This window comes from Klebsiella sp. BIGb0399 (assembly GCF_003752615.1).
GTDB classification, from domain to species: Bacteria; Pseudomonadota; Gammaproteobacteria; order Enterobacterales; family Enterobacteriaceae; genus Klebsiella; species Klebsiella lignicola.
On record NZ_RKHT01000008.1, the window covers coordinates 312,200 to 328,457 of the forward strand.

Annotated in this window: 9 protein-coding genes; all 9 read left to right on the forward strand. The window is 57.9% G+C overall.

Features of this window, described 5'->3' with window-relative positions:
* Nucleotides 1-274: 274 nt before the first annotated feature.
* The 9 genes from bcsR to EDF82_RS19810 all read left to right on the forward strand — a co-directional run bounded on the left by bcsR (nt 275) and on the right by EDF82_RS19810 (nt 16,190).
* Nucleotides 275-463: a cellulose biosynthesis protein BcsR gene (bcsR, locus tag EDF82_RS19770; protein WP_123757204.1), complete on the forward strand. Its 189-nt coding sequence runs from the start codon at nt 275-277 to the stop codon at nt 461-463.
* Nucleotides 464-474: 11 nt separating this feature from the next.
* A complete protein-coding gene (gene bcsQ, locus EDF82_RS19775; RefSeq protein WP_123757205.1) occupies nt 475-1,212 on the forward strand; it encodes a cellulose biosynthesis protein BcsQ in 738 nt (245 codons plus the stop codon).
* Entirely contained in the window at nt 1,209-3,827 is a 2,619-nt protein-coding gene (gene bcsA, locus EDF82_RS19780; protein ID WP_123757206.1) for a UDP-forming cellulose synthase catalytic subunit, read from the forward strand. The genes bcsQ and bcsA overlap by 4 nt, the downstream gene beginning before the upstream one ends.
* Before the next feature lie 10 nt (nt 3,828-3,837).
* A complete protein-coding gene (gene bcsB / locus EDF82_RS19785; protein WP_123757383.1) occupies nt 3,838-6,222 on the forward strand; it encodes a cellulose biosynthesis cyclic di-GMP-binding regulatory protein BcsB in 2,385 nt (794 codons plus the stop codon).
* Nucleotides 6,223-6,225: 3 nt separating this feature from the next.
* Complete coding sequence (bcsZ, locus tag EDF82_RS19790; RefSeq protein WP_187042320.1) at nt 6,226-7,335, forward strand: cellulose synthase complex periplasmic endoglucanase BcsZ; 1,110 nt, start codon at nt 6,226-6,228, stop codon at nt 7,333-7,335.
* Complete coding sequence (bcsC, locus tag EDF82_RS19795) at nt 7,317-10,796, forward strand: cellulose synthase complex outer membrane protein BcsC (RefSeq protein WP_123757207.1); 3,480 nt, start codon at nt 7,317-7,319, stop codon at nt 10,794-10,796. Before bcsZ ends, bcsC begins: the two co-directional genes overlap by 19 nt.
* A 229-nt stretch (nt 10,797-11,025) precedes the next feature.
* The gene (locus EDF82_RS19800) at nt 11,026-13,032 is read left to right on the forward strand and encodes a sensor domain-containing phosphodiesterase (RefSeq protein ID WP_222618241.1); all 2,007 of its coding nucleotides are present in this window, start codon (nt 11,026-11,028) and stop codon (nt 13,030-13,032) included.
* A gap of 155 nt (nt 13,033-13,187) precedes the next feature.
* On the forward strand, nt 13,188-14,474 hold the full coding sequence (locus tag EDF82_RS19805; RefSeq protein WP_123757209.1) for a dicarboxylate/amino acid:cation symporter: 1,287 nt from the start codon (nt 13,188-13,190) through the stop codon (nt 14,472-14,474).
* Nucleotides 14,475-14,693: 219 nt separating this feature from the next.
* Nucleotides 14,694-16,190, forward strand: a complete 1,497-nt coding sequence (locus EDF82_RS19810; RefSeq protein WP_123757210.1) for a pitrilysin family protein — start codon at nt 14,694-14,696, stop codon at nt 16,188-16,190.
* The last annotated feature ends 68 nt before the right edge of the window (nt 16,191-16,258 follow it).

The window sequence follows — 16,258 nt, forward strand, 5'->3', positions numbered from 1 at the left end:
TTTACACTAGAATAGTTTACTAGCGAAAGCGGCAGAGTAAACCTAACATTGAAATTAAAGGGTATCAGTTTTAGCATATATATACCCTTCATCCTTCAAGTTGCCTGGGTGTTGGCTGCAACCGTTCACCCCAGTCACTTACTAGAGTAAGCTCCAGGGGATTTACGGCCTTGCCGCCTACAAGCAACTCGAATTATTTTGGGTATAGGTTATTTGAGATTAAGCCTTTTGCCCCTGGGCTTTATTTATGTGTTATTTGTGAATGGAAAGTAAAATGCCGGGAAAAGAGCCTGTAGGACCTTCTGATGCCACACTAGGCTATACCTTTCAAAATGATTTCCTGGCGCTAAGCCGGGCATTTTCTTTGCCTGAAATTGACTACCATGACATTTCCCGGCGCGAGCAGTTGGCCGCGGCGCTGAAACGCTGGCCACTCCTGGCTGAATTCGCAGAGAAAAAGTAAGGACGCTGCCGATGGCTATTCTTGGATTACAGGGCATACGCGGTGGCGTGGGCACCACGTCGATTACCGCGGCGCTGGCCTGGGCGTTACAGCTGCTTGGTGAAACGGTTCTGGTGGTCGATGCCAGCCCGGACAACATGCTGCGGTTTTTCTTTAACGTCGAGGCATCCCATCAGGATGGCTGGGCGCGCTCGTTGCTTGACGGACGTGACTGGCGTGATGCCGGTATTCGCTATACCTCGCATATTGATATTCTGCCATTTGGTCAGCTCACCCCAGGCGAGAGAGAGCATGTTGATTCGCTCTATCCGACGCTGGAACCGATCGCCGAGATCGTCGAAAAACTGGTGCAGCAGGGCGACCATCGCTGGGTGCTGTTGGATTTACCCGAAGGGTATTCCTCGCTGTCCAGCGCGTTGATTAGCGCCTGCGACCGCGCGCTGGTGGTGGTGCATCCCGATGGCAACTGCCATATTCGCCTGCATCAGCAGGCGCTCCCGGTTAACGGCGATGTGCTGATCAACGATCTGCGTGTCGGTAGCCAGCTGCAGGAAGACTTATACCAGCTGTGGCTGGAGAGCCAGCGCCGTATTCTGCCTGTCACTATTCATCGTGACGAAGCGATGGCGGAGTGCCTGGCGTCGAAGCAGCCGCTCGGTGAATATCGCCAGGACTCGCTGGCCGCGGAAGAGATCCTGACCCTCGCCAGCTGGTGTTTACTGCACTATGCCCGCGTGGAGGCTCCATGATACGCCTGAGCGCCTTGTTGCTGGCGCCTCCGGTGGCGGAAAGACTGAGCGAACGCTACCGTGACTATCGTCAGCACGGCGCCTCGTGGCTGGCTGCGGCGATGGGCTGCCTGTGGGCGTCAATCGTCTGGGCGCTGATGCCGCTGGAAACCCCACGCTGGCAGGCCATTCTGAATAACCATCGCGACTATTTTCCGCATATTAATCCCCATCGCCCGCGTCTGTTGGATCCGCTGCGCTATCTGTTGCAGTCTCTGTGGCTATTGGTGACGCAGGCACCGGAACCTGAGAAAAAGGCTAACTGGCGGGCCTTTGTCGCCCTCGAAGGCGTTCACGGGCGCTATACGCAATGGATGGAGACGCTTCCCGAACGAGTCAACACCCGAACCAACCACCTGAATAAACAAAAAGAGCTGGCGCACCTGAACCCGAAACTGCGTAAGGCTATCCTCGGCGTGGTGGTGGTCTTCTCGCTGATACTGGCTCTGCTCTGTATCACGCAGCCGTTTAACCCGCTGTCGCAGTTTATTTTCCTGCTGCTGTTGTGGGGCGTGGCGCTGCTGGTACGCCGTATTCCGGGGCGTTTCTCCGCCCTGATGCTGATTGTCCTCTCGCTGACCGTCTCCTGTCGCTATATCTGGTGGCGCTACACCTCGACGTTGAACTGGAATGATCCGGTCAGTCTGGTGTGCGGGTTGGTGCTGTTATTTGCCGAAACCTATGCCTGGCTGGTGCTGGTGCTGGGCTATTTCCAGGTGGTCTGGCCGCTCAATCGCCAGCCGGTGCCGCTGCCAAAAGATATGGCCGAATGGCCAACCGTGGATATCTTCGTGCCGACCTATAACGAAGACCTTAACGTGGTGAAAAACACCATCTATGCCTCGCAGGGTATCGACTGGCCGAAAGATAAAGTCAACATCTGGATCCTCGATGACGGCGGGCGCGAAGAGTTTCGTCAGTTCGCCAAAGATGTCGGGGTGCACTACATCGCCCGTACTACCCATGAGCATGCCAAGGCCGGGAACATCAACAATGCGCTGAAATACGCCAAAGGCGAATTCGTCTCCATTTTTGACTGTGACCACGTCCCGACGCGCTCCTTCCTGCAGATGACCATGGGCTGGTTCCTGAAAGAGAAAGAGTTGGCGATGATGCAGACGCCGCACCACTTCTTCTCCCCGGACCCGTTTGAACGTAACCTCGGTCGATTCCGCAAAACGCCCAACGAAGGCACGCTGTTTTACGGTCTGGTGCAGGATGGCAACGATATGTGGGACGCCACCTTCTTCTGCGGTTCCTGTGCGGTGATTCGTCGCGGTCCGCTGGATGAAATTGGCGGTATCGCCGTTGAAACGGTTACCGAAGATGCCCACACCTCCCTGCGTCTGCACCGTCGCGGTTACACCTCGGCCTATATGCGTATTCCGCAGGCCGCCGGGCTGGCAACCGAAAGTCTGTCGGCGCATATCGGCCAGCGTATTCGCTGGGCGCGCGGGATGGTGCAGATCTTCCGTCTTGATAACCCATTGTTTGGTAAAGGGCTGAAGTTCGCGCAGCGGATTTGTTATGTCAACGCGATGATGCACTTCCTGTCCGGTATTCCACGGCTGATCTTCCTGGTCGCCCCGCTGGCATTTCTCCTGCTGCACGCCTACATCATCTATGCCCCGGCACTGATGATCGCGTTGTTCGTTCTGCCGCATATGATTCACGCCAGCCTGACGAACTCGAAAATCCAGGGCAAATATCGCCACTCTTTCTGGAGTGAAATCTACGAAACCACCCTGGCCTGGTACATCGCGCCGCCGACTTTTGTCGCGCTGATTAACCCGCATAAAGGCAAGTTCAACGTGACGGCGAAGGGTGGCCTGGTCGAAGACGAATATGTCGACTGGGTGATTTCACGACCCTATATCTACCTGGTGCTGCTGAACCTGGTGGGGGTCGCGGTGGGGATCTGGCGTCATTTCTACGGCCCGGAAAACGAAGTCCTCACCGTCTGGGTCAGTATTGTCTGGGTGTTCTACAACCTGATTATCCTCGGTGGCGCAGTGGCGGTATCGGTGGAGAGTAAGCAGGTTCGACGCTCGCACCGCGTGGAAATGAGCATGCCGGCGGCAATTGCCCGCGAAGATGGTCATCTGTTCTCCTGTACCGTTCATGACTATTCTGATGGCGGACTGGGGATCAAAATTCACGGTAAGGCGCAGGTGCTGGAAGGGCAGCAGGTGAAACTGCTGCTGAAACGCGGGCAACAGGAGTATGCCTTCCCGGTACGGGTCGCGCGCGTGAATGGCAGTGAGGTTGGTTTGCAGTTAATGCCGCTGACCAATCAACAACATATTGATTTTGTACAGTGTACGTTTGCCCGCGCTGATACGTGGGCGCTTTGGCAGGATAGCTTCCCGGAAGATAAACCGATGGAAAGCCTGCTGGATATCCTGAAACTGGGGTTCCGTGGATATCGTCACCTGGCGGAGTTCTCCCCGCCGTCGGTGAAGGTTATTTTCCGCTCGCTCACCATGCTGGTTGCCTGGATAGTTTCGTTTGTTCCTCGCCGGCCTGAACGCGCCGCAGCGATACTCTCTTCAGAACCAGAAATGGCTCAACAATGATGATAATGCGATGAAAAGAAAACTCTCTTTAATTTGTGCAGTAGCGGTGGGAATAGCTGGCTGGTATCCCTTAGCGACTTTATCGGAACCCACGACCGCGATTGCGGCAGCCCCGACTCCGGCGGCCCCTGCCGTTCCGGGAACGCCGGCTGCTACGGCGACGGATCCGCTGGCGATCCCCGCGCCGGTTGTCGCCGAAGGTCAACCGACGGCGACCGTGGTGGATCCCGCCGCCGCGCCGGTGGTGGTGGAAAACGTGCCGAGCCGCGACGTGAAACTGTCATTTGCCACTATCGCCCCGGCGCCGGGCAGCATGGTACTGCGCGGCGCGCATCCTGACGGCGCGGTTGAATTTGGCATGCGCAGCGATGAAGTCGTGACTAAAGCGGTGCTTAATCTCGACTACACGCCGTCGCCGTCGTTACTGCCGGTGCAGTCGCAGCTGAAGGTGTACCTCAACGATGAGCTGATGGGCGTCCTGCCGGTCACCAAAGAGCAGTTGGGTAAAAAAATCAACGCGCAGATCCCTATCGATCCGCTGTATATCACCGACTTTAACCGCGTGCGGCTGGAGTTTGTTGGCCATTATCGCGATGTCTGTGAGAACCCGGCCAGCAGCACGTTGTGGCTGGACGTCGGGCGTAACAGTAACCTCGATCTGACCTATCAGGCGCTGGCGGTGCGTAACGACCTGTCCCACTTCCCGGTCCCGTTCTACGATCCGCGTGACAACCGTCCGCTGACTCTGCCGATGGTCTTTGCCTCCTCGCCGGATGCACAGCAGCAGCATGCGGCGGCAATCGTGGCGTCGTGGTTTGGTAGCAAAGCCGGCTGGCGTGGCCAGACCTTCCCGGTGCTGTTTAACCAACTGCCGGAACGCAACGCCATCGTGTTTGCCACCAACGACAAGCGCCCGGACTTCCTGCGTGAGCATCCGCCGGTGAAGGCGCCGACCATCGAAATGATCGACCACCCGAATAACCCTTACGTCAAACTGCTGGTGGTCTTCGGGCGCGATGACAAAGACCTGCTGCTGGCGGCCAAGGGCATCGCCCAGGGCAATATTCTGTTCCGTGGCAGCAGCGTCGAAGTCGATGGCGTCAAACAGCTGCAGGAGCGTAAACCATACGATGCGCCGAACTGGGTACGTACTGACCGTAAAGTGACCTTTGGCGAGCTGAAAACCTATGAGCAGCAGCTGCAGTCCAGCGGTCTGGTGCCGGACTCCATCAACGTGGCGTTGAACCTGCCGCCGGATCTCTATCTGCTGCGCGCCAACGGCATTGATATGAATCTGAACTATCGCTACACCATGCCGCCGATCAAGGACAGTTCGCGCATGGATGTCAGCCTCAACGACCAGTTCCTGCAATCGTTCAGCCTCAGCAGTACTCAGGAAGTGAGTAAACTGATATTGCGTCTGCCGGTGCTGCAAGGGCTGCTGGACGGCAAGTCAGAAATGACGATCCCGGCGCTGCGCCTGGGTGCGATGAACCAGCTGCGCTTTGATTTCCAGTACATGAACCCGATGCCGGGTGGCTCTATCGATAACTGTATTACCTTCCAGCCGGTGAGCAACCACGTGGTGATCGGTGATGACTCGACTATCGACTTCTCGAAGTATTACCACTTTATCGCGATGCCGGACCTGCGCGTCTTTGCCAATGCCGGCTTCCCGTATAGCCGGATGGCCGACCTCACCGACACCCTGATCGTGGTTCCGAAAGCGCCGACCGAAGGTCAGGTGGCAACGCTGCTGAGCTCTGTTGGTGGTATTGGCGCCCAGACGGGCCTCGCCGCGATCAACATGCAGGTCACCGATGATGGCAGCAAGCTTAAGGGCAAAGACGCCGACCTGCTGCTGATTGGCGCGATCCCGCCCGAGCTGAAAGACGAAAGTAAAATCAACCTGCTGGTTGAAGCGACCAAAAGCTGGGTGAAAATGCCGATGCGTCACTACGACCTGCCGAGCATTTACCCGGATGACGAAGCCAGAACGCCGAACACCCGTACGGATATCACCTCTTCCGGACCGATGGCGGCCATTATCAGCTTCCAGTCGCCGTACTATGATCAACGTAGCGTGGTCGCGCTGCTGGCGGATAGCGCCCGCGGTAACGAACTGCTGAACGGCGCCCTGAACGATACCGGTAAGCGGGCGGCGATGTTTGGTTCCGCCGCGGTGATTCGTGAATCGGGCGTCAACAGCCTGCGCGTGGGCGATATTTATTATGTCGGCCACCTGCCGTGGTTCGAGCGCATCTGGTTTGCGCTGTCGAGCCATCCGGTGCTGCTGGCGATTCTGGCGGCCGTGAGTATCGTGCTGCTGGCGTGGGTGCTGTGGCGGATGCTGCGTATTGTCAGCCGTCGTCGCCTCCATCTTGATGACGAGTAAACCATGATGAAAGCGGTACGTGGAGCAATCATGTCGGTGTTAATGCTGGCGGCGGCGCAGGTGAATGCCGCGTGCCAGTGGCCGGCCTGGGATCAGTTTAAGAAGGATTTTGTGACCACCGAAGGACGCGTGGTTGACCCCAGCGATGCCCGGAAAATAACGACCTCTGAAGGGCAAAGCTATGCGCTGTTCTTTGCGCTGGCGGCCAACGATCGCAAGAGCTTCGATACCCTGTTTCAGTGGACGCAGAACAACCTGGCAGAGGGCGACCTGCGTGCGCACCTGCCGGGCTGGCTGTGGGGTAAGAAAAGCGAAGCAGAGTGGACGGTACTGGATAGCAACTCGGCCTCTGACTCCGATTTATGGATAGCCTGGTCGCTACTGGAAGCCGGGCGTTTATGGCAGGTGCCGCAGTACACGGAAGTGGGCAAGGCGCTGCTGTCCCGTATCGCCGATGAAGAAGTGGTGGACGTACCTGGGCTGGGTCCAATGGTGCTGCCGGGAAAAGTCGGCTTTGCTGACGATAAAGGCTGGCGCTTTAACCCTAGCTATCTTCCACCGCAGCTGGCCAGCTACTTTGCCCGTTTTGACGCCCCGTGGCCGGCGCTGCGCGACAGCAACTTACGTTTGCTGCTGGAGACGGCGCCAAAAGGCTTCTCCCCTGACTGGGTACGTTACGAAAAAGGCAAAGGCTGGCAGCTGAAAGCCGACAAACCGATTATTGGCAGCTATGACGCGATTCGGGTCTATTTATGGGCCGGGATGCTGGATGACGGTGATAAACAGAAAGCACAGCTGCTGTCCCGCTTTGCGCCGATGGAGGCGCAGACGATTCACCTCGGCGTACCGCCGGAGAAAGTGAATATTGCTACCGGGAAAACCACCGGCAACGGCCCGGTTGGCTTCTCGGCGTCGCTGCTGCCGTTCCTGCAAAATGATGACATCCGGGCCGTGCAACGCCAACGCGTCGCAGACCACTATCCCGGCGCAGATGCCTACTACAACGCGGTCCTGACTCTTTTTGGCCAGGGATGGGATCAACATCGTTTTCGCTTCTCTGTGGAAGGCGAATTACGACCTGACTGGAACAAGGAATGCGCAAGTTCAGACTAAATGTTATCACGCTGTCGCTGGGCATCGTGCTGCTGCCGGCGGTACAGGCGGCGACAACGCCCGCTCAGGAACATCTGCTGGAGCAAGTCCGGCTGGGTGAAGCGAGCCATCGTGAAGATCTGGTGAAGCAATCCTTATACCGACTGGAGCTGATTGACCCGAATAATCCCGCCTATGTGGCTGCGCACATGCGCTATCTGTTGCGCCAGGGCGATACCGCCGGTGCGAAAAAACAGCTCGAAAAATTAGCGAAGGTGGCCCCGGATTCCGCGGAGCTGAAATCTTCGCGTAGCGAAATGAGCCTCAGCACCAGTGACGGGCGTCAGGAGCTGCAGCAGGCACGCCTGTTAGGGGTCTCCGGGCGAGTGGAAGAGGGCATTGCTGCTTTTGACAAGCTGTTCGGCGGCGTGCCGCCCGATCCTTCGCTGGCGATCGAATACTGGGCGCTGGTAGCGCGGCTTCCGGCCCGCCATAAAGAAGCGGTCGCGCAGTTGAAAAAACTGGATGCCAGAGCGCCTGGTAACCCCGATCTGCAGGCTACACTGGCTAAACAGATGTTTGCCGACAACAAGCCGGCGGAAGGGTTTGCCTATTTAGAGCAGATGTCGCGCTCGGCCGCCGGCCGCGGCACTGCGGCGGATATGTGGCTCAGCGAAATCAAGGACATGCCGGTCAGCAAGGGCAGCGTACAGGAGCTGCAGCGTTTTCTGACACTGTTCGAAACCGGCGAATCGGCAGCAAATGCCCGGGTGCTGCTGGCTCAGCAGCAGGCACAGCTCCAGGATCCGGCGTTCCGCGAACGATCCGAAGGGCTGGCGGCAGTGAAAAACGACAACCCGGCGCAGGCGATTGCCAGTTTACAACAGGCCGTCCGGGCCGATGCCAGGGACAGCGACGCGGTGGGGGCGCTGGGTCAGGCCTATTCGCAGCGTGGTGACAGAGCCCGGGCCGTCGCCCAGTTGAACAAAGCGATCGCGATGGATCCCAAAAGTCCGAGTCGCGATAAATGGGACAGCCTGCTGCAGACCAACCGCTACTGGCTGTTGATCAAGCAGGGCGATAACGCGCTGAAAGCCGGGCAGCTGGATCAGGCGCAAAACGCCTATGCACAGGCGCAGCGGGTCGACAATACCGATAGCTATGCGGTTCTCGGACTTGGCGATGTAGCGGCAGCGCGCAAAGATACGGCCGCGGCGGAGCGCTATTATCAGCGTACCCTGCGGATGGATCGCGGTAACAGCCTGGCGGTCCGCGGACTGGCTAACCTCTATCGAACCGAATCGCCGGAAAAAGCCAGCGCCTATATTGCTACGCTATCGCCGAGCCAGCGCCGCAGCATCGACGATATTGAACGCAGCCTGGCCAATGAACGGTTAGAAAAACAAGCCGAAGCCCTGGAGAGCAAAGGGAACTGGGCGCAGGCGGCGGAAGTTCAGCGCCGACGTCTGGCGCTTGACCCGGACAGCGTGTGGATCACCTACCGCCTGTCTCGCGATTTAGTGAGCGCAGGCCAGCAGACGGAAGCCGATACGCTGATGCGCGATATGGTCAACCGTAAACCTGGCGATGCCGACCGCGTGTATGCCTACGGACTCTATTTATCCGGTAATAATCAGGATGACAGGGCGCTGGCGCAGATTAACGCGCTGCCGCAGAGCCAATGGACGGATAATATCCGGGAGCTGGATGCGCGTCTGCAAAGCGACAAAGTGATTCGCCAGGCCAACCAGCTGCGTGATAGCGGCCAGGAAGCCCAGGCGATCGCCCTGATTAAACAGCAGCCGCCGCTGATCCGTTACGATCTGACGCTGGCGGACTGGGCGCAGCAGCGTGGCGATAACCAGACGGCGATCGCCCGCTACAATGACGCGCTGGGTAAAGAGCCGGACAACGGCGATGCGCGTCTGGGACTGGCGGAAGTGTATCTTGCCGAGGGTGATAAAAATGCTGCCCGCGCGCAGGTCAGCAAGCTGAAGGGCGACGAAACCGACTCCATCAATATGCAGCGGCGGATCGCCCTGGCGACGGCAGGATTTGGCGATACCGCCCAGGCGCAGCAGATTTTTGAGCGCATTATTCCGCAGGCGAAATCCCAGCCGCCGTCGATGGAAAGCGCGCTGGTACTGCGCGATGCGGCCCGTTTCCAGGCCGAAAACGGCGAGCCGCAGCAGGCGCTGGAGAGTTACAAAGATGCGATGGTGGCCGCGGGTGTGACTCCTGTCCGCCCGCAGGATAACGACACCTTTACCCGCCTGACCCGCAACGACAGCAGCGATGACTGGCTGAAACGTGGGGTCCGCAGCGATGCTGCCGATCTCTATCGTCAGCAGGATCTCAACGTAACCCTGGAGCATGACTATTGGGGCTCCAGCGGTACCGGCGGCTATTCCGATTTGAAAGCGCACACCACCATGCTGCACGTGGATGCGCCGCTTGCCGACGGGCGGATGTTCTTCCGTACCGACCTCGTCAATATGGACGCCGGGAGTTTCTCCACTAACAGCGACGGTAGCTACTCGCCGAGCTGGGGGACCTGCGGCGAAATTGCCTGTACCAGCGGCAGCAAGAACCAGAGTGACGGCGGGGCCAGTATTGCGGTGGGCTGGAAGAACGATACCTGGAGCGGGGATATCGGCACTACGCCGATGGGCTTTAACGTCGTCGATGTGGTGGGTGGACTCAGCTACAGCAACGACCTCGGGCCGATCGGCTATACCGTCAATATGCATCGTCGACCGATTTCCAGCTCGCTGCTGGCCTTTGGCGGGCAGAAAGACAGCAGCAGCCATACCGGGACAACCTGGGGCGGCGTGCGTGCTGACGGCGGTGGCGTGAGCCTGAGCTACGACAAAGGTGAAGCCAACGGGGTCTGGTCTTCGCTGGGCGTCGATCAGCTCACGGGGAAAAACGTCGAGGACAACTGGCGCGTGCGCTGGATGACCGGCTACTACTATAAAGTCATCAATGAGGATAATCGCCGTGTTACGGTAGGCCTGAACAATATGCTCTGGCACTACGACAAGGACCTGAGCGGTTATACCCTGGGGCAAGGCGGTTACTACAGTCCGCAGGAGTATATTTCGTTCGCGGTGCCGGTGACCTGGCGTCAGCGCACGGAGAACTGGTCGTGGGAACTGGGGGGCTCCGTCTCCTGGTCGCATTCACGGACCAAAACCCAGGCGCGCTATCCGCTGTTGAATTTGATCCCCTCAGAATACCGTGCTGACGCCAGTCAGCTGACGGAAGAAGGCAGCAGCAGCCAGGGCTTTGGTTATACCGCCCGGGCGCTGGTTGAGCGTCGGGTCACCAGCAACTGGTTTGTCGGCGCGGCGGTGGATATTCAGCAGGCGAAGGATTACACCCCGAGCCATGCGCTGCTCTACGTCCGCTACTCCGCCGCTGGCTGGCAGGGCGATATGGACATGCCGCCGCAGCCGCTCGTTCCCTATGCTGACTGGTAACAGAATCGCCTGAATTACGCTTTCGGACGTCACTCCACCCGTCCGTTCGCGTATACTCGTCACACTTCGTCCGTCTTTGGCTACATGGGTCGTTCATTCCCCCGGCGGCGCTACGCTGACCGGGCTACAGGCTGGCGGGCGTTGAGTATATAATCAGCCTGAAAAAGACCGGTTTGATGGATCTAAACCGGGTATGTGTCAGGTATCAGTGTATCAGTGGAGAACCCAGTTGCGCGTCAGCCGTTCACTTACAATTAAACAAATGGCGATGGTCGCGGGCGTGTCCATGGCATTTGTATTGGTCTTCTGCTCTATTTTGCTGTTTCACTTTGTGCAACAGAATCGCTTTTCGACGGCCACGCACTTAGAAAGTATCGCTCGTGCGGTTCGCGAACCGCTGTCTTCGGCCATCCTGAAGGGGGATATTCCGGAGGCGGAAACCATCCTCAGTCGTATTCAGCCTGCTGGCATTGTCAGCCGGGCCGATGTGGTGCTGCCGAATCAATTCCAGGCGCTGCGGATGCGCTTTATCCCTGAACGCCCTGTGCCGGTGACCATCACCCGTATTTTCGAGCTGCCGATTCAGATATCGCTCCCGGTCTATTCGCTGGAAAGGCCGGCTAATCCACAGCCGATTGCCTACCTGGTGCTGCAGGCTGACTCCTGGCAGACCTACAAATTCATCATGAGCGTGCTCTCTACGTTAGTGACCGCTTACTTCCTTTTGGTGCTGATACTGACGGTCGCCATTACATGGTGTATCAACCGCCTGATTGTGCGCCCGCTGCGTAAAATCGCCCGTGAACTTAACGATGTCGCGCAGCAGGACCGGCTGGGCCATCAGTTAACCCTGCCGCGGCTGCACCATGATGATGAACTGGGCCTGCTGGTGCGCAGCTACAACCGCAACCAGCAAACCCTGCTGCGTCAGCACGACGAGCTGGCATTGCAATCCACCCGCTTCCCGGTGTCCGAGCTGCCCAATAAAGCCTTTTTGATGGCGCTGCTCGAGCAGACGGTGGCCCGACCGCAAACCTCAGCCCTGCTGGTGATCGCCTGTGAAACCCTGCAGGACACGGCGGGCGTGCTGAAAGAGACCCAGCGCGAGATCCTGCTGCTGACGCTGGTGGAAAAACTGCGCGGTATTATCCCGCCGCGGATGGTGCTGACCCAAATCAGCGGGTATGACTTCGCGATTCTGGCCCAGGGAATGAGCGAGCCCTGGCATGCGGTGACATTAAGTAAGCAAGTACTTACTGTTATTAATGAACGGCTGCCGCTGCACGGTATCCAGCTGCGCCCCTGCGCCAGCGTGGGGATTGCGATGTTCAATGGCGAGCTGACGGCGGAGCAACTCTACCGCCGGGCATTTTCTGCCGCCGTTGCCGCACGCCATAAAGGGAAAAACCAGATTGAGTTTTTCGACCCCGCCCAGATGGAAAAAGCCCAGCGCCGGTTGATGGAAGAGCACGATATCCTGGCGGCGCTGGATAACCATCAGTTTGCTATCTGGCTTCAGCCGCAGGTGAATACCGCCAGCGGCGAGGTCTGCGGGGCGAAAGTGCTGCTACGCCAGCATCAGGCCGATGGCAGCTGGTCGCTGCCGCCGAACCTGCTTGAGCGTATCGACGCCTGTGGCCTGACGGTGCCGGTGGGCTACTGGGTGCTGGAAGCCGCCTGTCGCCAGCTCGCGGCGTGGCAAAGTGCCGGTATGATGTTGCCGCTGTCGGTGAGCGTCTCGCTCCTGCAGCTACTGCATCACGACCGTGGCGCTGAAATGCTGACCCTACTCGAACGCTACCGTATTGCGCCGGGCACGCTGATCCTCGAGATTACCGACAGCCGTCGGCTGGACGACCCGCAGATGGTGGTCTCGCTGCTGCGCCCGCTGCGTGATGCTGGCGTGCGCATTGCGCTGGATGATTTTGGCATGGGGTATGCGGGGCTGCGTCAGCTTCAGCACCTGAAATCGCTGCCGGTCGACATTCTGAAAATCGATAAGGCATTTATTGATATGTTGCCCGAGGATACCAGCATGGTCCCGGCGATTATCCAGCTGGCGCGCGGCCTGAATCTGCGCATTGTCGCCGAAGGGGTCGATAAGCAGGAGCAGTATCGTTGGTTGCAGGCATCCGGTGTCGATGTCGTTCAAGGACAGCTTTCCGGCGATGCGGTAGCGCAAGACGCGTTTAGCGGCAAGTATCTGCGTCAGGGTGAAGAGGGTGCAAGTTTGTAAAACCAGAGTAAACTTGTGCGTGTCAGTTCAAAGTTTTTAACAATTCCGTTGCATTATTGCGGTTAGTTATTTCTGAAATGTTTCCTTGGTGTTACTTTTAGGCCACAGACGCCATATGACCCCTCAATGTCTGTGGTTATACCTAAGGACACCCTATGAAAACCTCTCTGTTCAAAAGCCTCTATGTGCAGGTTTTGTCTGCCATCGCGATCGGTATTCTGCTGGGCCATTTCTACCCGGAACTTGGCGCGCAGATGAAACCCCTTGGCGACGCCTTCGTTAAACTGATTAAAATGGTGATCGCCCCGGTTATCTTCTGTACGGTCGTGACAGGGATTGCCGGGATGGAAAGCATGAAGGCCGTTGGCCGCACCGGTGCGGTGACGCTGCTGTACTTTGAAGTGGTGAGTACCATCGCGCTGATTATCGGGCTGATCATTGTTAACGTTGTGCAACCCGGCGCTGGCATGAACGTCGACCCGGCTACGCTCGATGCACATGCTGTGGCGGTCTACGCCGAGCAGGCCAAAGAACAGGGGATTGTCGCCTTCCTGCTGGATATCATTCCCGGCAGCGTGATTGGCGCGTTTGCCAGCGGGAACATCCTTCAGGTGCTGATGTTTGCGGTGCTGTTCGGCTTTGCGTTGCATCGCCTCGGCAGCAAGGGCCAGCTCATTTTCAACGTCATTGAGAGCTTCTCGCAGGTGATCTTTGGCATCATCAATATGATCATGCGCCTGGCGCCGATCGGTGCCTTCGGGGCAATGGCCTTTACCATCGGTAAATATGGCGTGGGCTCCCTGGTGCAACTGGGCCAGCTGATCATCTGCTTCTACATCACCTGTATTCTCTTTGTGGTGGTGGTACTGGGTTCTATCGCCCGGATTACCGGCTTCAGCATCTTCAAATTTATCCGTTATATTCGTGAAGAACTGCTGATTGTTCTCGGCACCTCGTCGTCTGAATCGGCATTGCCGCGCATGCTGGATAAAATGGAAAAGCTGGGCTGCCGTAAATCGGTGGTCGGCCTGGTCATTCCAACCGGCTACTCCTTTAACCTTGATGGGACGTCGATCTATCTGACGATGGCGGCGGTCTTTATTGCTCAGGCGACCAACAGCCATATGGATATCTTCCATCAAATCACCCTGCTGGTGGTGCTGCTGCTCTCCTCGAAAGGGGCGGCGGGCGTGACGGGAAGTGGCTTTATCGTACTGGCGGCGACGATTTCTGCGGTGGGCCATTTACCGGTTGCCGGCCTGGCGCTGATTCTTGGGATTGACCGCTTTATGTCAGAAGCGCGTGCGCTGACCAACCTGGTGGGTAACGGCGTTGCAACCGTCGTGGTGGCAAAATGGGTCAAGGAACTGGACACCCAACAGCTGGATGATGTCCTGAATAACCGCACGCCGGCCAACAAATCGCACGAATTATCCTCTTAAATCCTTCTGTTAAGCCCGTTGTCCTTGCTGGACTCCGGGCTCCTGCGCATAATTAGGCATCCTTCCCTGGCAACGGGGGACGATGCCTTATGTTTATTTTACGTCTCCGTGTGACATTTTCATCTCCACGTGGTCTAAACGACGTACTTTGCTCACTCTCTTTTTGGCAGCCCGCGAGCGGGTTGCTTTTGTAACCAGGAATGTTCATCAGGGGTTCACATGCAGGGCACAAAAATTCGACTGTTAACGGGTGGTTTGCTGATGATGGCAGCGGCCGGTTATGTGCAAGCAGAAGCGCTCCAGCCGGACCCGGCCTGGCAACAGGGGACTCTCGCCAACGGACTCCAGTGGCAGGTTTTAGCCACTCCGCAGCGTCCCAGCGATCGTATTGAAGTCCGTCTGTTCGTGAATATTGGCTCGTTGAGTGAAAGCACTCAGCAGAGCGGCTTCACCCGCTTTATCCCGCGTCTGGCCTTAACACAGAGCGGCAGCCTGCCGACCATGCAGGCGCGTTCGTTGTGGCAGCAAAGCATCGATCCTAATCGTCCTATGCCGCCGGCGCTGGTTTCGTACAGCTACACCATGTTTAATCTCAGTCTGCCAAACAACCGTAACGACCTGCTCAAAGAGGCGTTGAACTGGCTCTCCGATGCCAGCGGCAAACTGGTGGTCACGCCGGAATCGGTGAATCACGCTCTGCAGGGCGATGATATGGTGGCGACCTGGCCGCTTGATACCAAAGATGGCTGGTGGCGCTATCGCCTGAAAGGCTCCACGATGCTCGGCCACGACCCGGCCGCGCCGCTGAAACAGCCGGTCGATACGGCGCAGCTGAAGGCGTTTTATAAGAAGTGGTACACCCCGGACGCCATGACGCTGATTGTGGTGGGTAACGTCGATAGCCGCAGCGTGGCGGAGCAAATCAATAAAACCTTCGGCGAACTGCAGGGCAAGCGTGAAACGCCTGCGGCGGTGCCGACGCTGGCGCCATTGCCGACCACGCCGGTCAGTATCATGAGCAACTCGGTGCGCCAGGATAAGCTGTCTATCATGTGGGATGCACCGTGGCAGCCGATCCGTGATTCGGTCGCGCTGCAACGCTACTGGCGCGATGACCTGGCGCGTGAGGCGCTGTTCTGGCATGTTCAGCAGAGCCTGAGCCGTGGCAACGTCAAAGACGTGAGCCTCGGTTTCGACTGCCGGGTGCTCTATCAGCGCGCACAGTGCGCCATCAATATCGAATCGCCGGGCAATAAACTCAACGCTAACCTGAGCGCGGTCTCCCGCGAGCTGGCGAAGGTGCGTGATAACGGCCTGCCGGCAGAAGAGTTTGACGCCCTGATCGCCCAGAAAAACCTGGAGCTGCAGAAACTGTTTGCCACCTATGCGCGTACCGACACCGATATCCTGATTAGCCAACGTACGCGTTCGCTGCAAAATCAGGTGGTCGATATCGCGCCGGAGCAGTATCAGAAGCTGCGTCAGGAGTTCCTTGATTCGCTGACCGTCGACATGCTGAACCAGTATCTGCGTCAGCAGCTGTCGCAGGATATGGCGCTGGTATTGCAGCAGCCGCAGGGTGAACCGGAATATGACATGAAGGAACTGAAGGCGACGTGGGAACGGTTGATGGTGCCGCCTCCTGCTGCGGCAACCAGCGCTGACAGCGCCGGGGAAGTGCATAGCGACGTTACCGACATTCCACCGGCCCAGTAATGCGCCCGCAGGCCCGGGAGCTTTCCCGGGCCACCTGCAACATCACAACGGCAACCTCACAGATAGCC

Coding starts and splice junctions, on each gene's coding strand:
- bcsR (WP_123757204.1), top strand. CDS start 275: ATGCCGGGAAAAGAGCCTGTAGGACCTTCTGATGCCACACTAGGCTAT.
- bcsQ (WP_123757205.1), top strand. CDS start 475: ATGGCTATTCTTGGATTACAGGGCATACGCGGTGGCGTGGGCACCACG.
- bcsA (WP_123757206.1), top strand. CDS start 1,209: ATGATACGCCTGAGCGCCTTGTTGCTGGCGCCTCCGGTGGCGGAAAGA.
- bcsB (WP_123757383.1), top strand. CDS start 3,838: ATGAAAAGAAAACTCTCTTTAATTTGTGCAGTAGCGGTGGGAATAGCT.
- bcsZ (WP_187042320.1), top strand. CDS start 6,226: ATGATGAAAGCGGTACGTGGAGCAATCATGTCGGTGTTAATGCTGGCG.
- bcsC (WP_123757207.1), top strand. CDS start 7,317: ATGCGCAAGTTCAGACTAAATGTTATCACGCTGTCGCTGGGCATCGTG.
- EDF82_RS19805 (WP_123757209.1), top strand. CDS start 13,188: ATGAAAACCTCTCTGTTCAAAAGCCTCTATGTGCAGGTTTTGTCTGCC.
- EDF82_RS19810 (WP_123757210.1), top strand. CDS start 14,694: ATGCAGGGCACAAAAATTCGACTGTTAACGGGTGGTTTGCTGATGATG.